2 protein-coding genes are annotated in these 680 nt (G+C 53.7%); both read right to left on the bottom strand.

The genetic code is table 11. The annotated features are described in order from the left end of the window. Positions 1–148, bottom strand: a 148-nt coding sequence (locus Phpb_RS27510) for a DcrB-related protein (RefSeq protein ID WP_420848332.1), incomplete at its 3' end; no start/stop codon positions are given. Positions 149–193: 45 nt separating this feature from the next. After that, positions 194–680 (bottom strand): bacteriophage T4 gp5 trimerization domain-containing protein (locus Phpb_RS26580; protein WP_420848331.1); only part of this gene is annotated, 487 nt, incomplete at its 5' end.

Genomic DNA, 680 nt, shown 5'->3' with positions numbered 1-680 from the left:
TATCCATGCCGGCGGGGACCGGGGTGCGGCTGACCACCAGATTGATGCCGCTGTCGTCCGGCAGCACGAAGACATTCATGGATTCATCCCGCCAGTTGCCCGGGATAGTCAGTGTGCCTTCATTCATTTGATAGGTTGTGTTTTCCATGCTTTTTCCGTTGTTGATTAAAATTAAGTTGATAGTCAGTCGCGGTCAGTTCACATTGACCTGTTTGCCATTGATAGTGATATTGGCCCCCTGAATGCTGATATTGCCGGCATTGTCGATGGTGATGCTGCCGCCGGCCGTCGCAATTTCGATACCCCCCGCCTGGGAATGTATCTGGATGTTATTTTTGACATTCAGCAGGCTGTCTTTTTCGACCGTGATTTGACGCAGGCCGGTGATAGCGCTGACTTCATTGCCGGTCACCTCTTTGTGGCGGTCGTTTCTGACCGAAAGCATCTGATTATGGCCGATGCTTTCGGTATGGTTGTTCATGACCCGGGTTTCGCGGTTATTGAGTACCACGGTGTTCATGTCCCGCTGGGCGTGCAGCGCCAGTTCTTCACTGCCTTTGGCGTCCTCGAAGCGCAGCTCGTTATAGCCTTCCCCTTTATGGGTTTTGGAACGGAAGGTCATCTGGGTTTTGCTGCCCGGCAGGTCCCCTGGCGGGAGATTGCTGGCGTGGTAAGTGCGC

Source organism: Photorhabdus namnaonensis (assembly GCF_001684335.1).
GTDB classification, from domain to species: Bacteria; Pseudomonadota; Gammaproteobacteria; order Enterobacterales; family Enterobacteriaceae; genus Photorhabdus; species Photorhabdus namnaonensis.
This window is presented reverse-complemented; position numbering and strand designations above follow the sequence as displayed.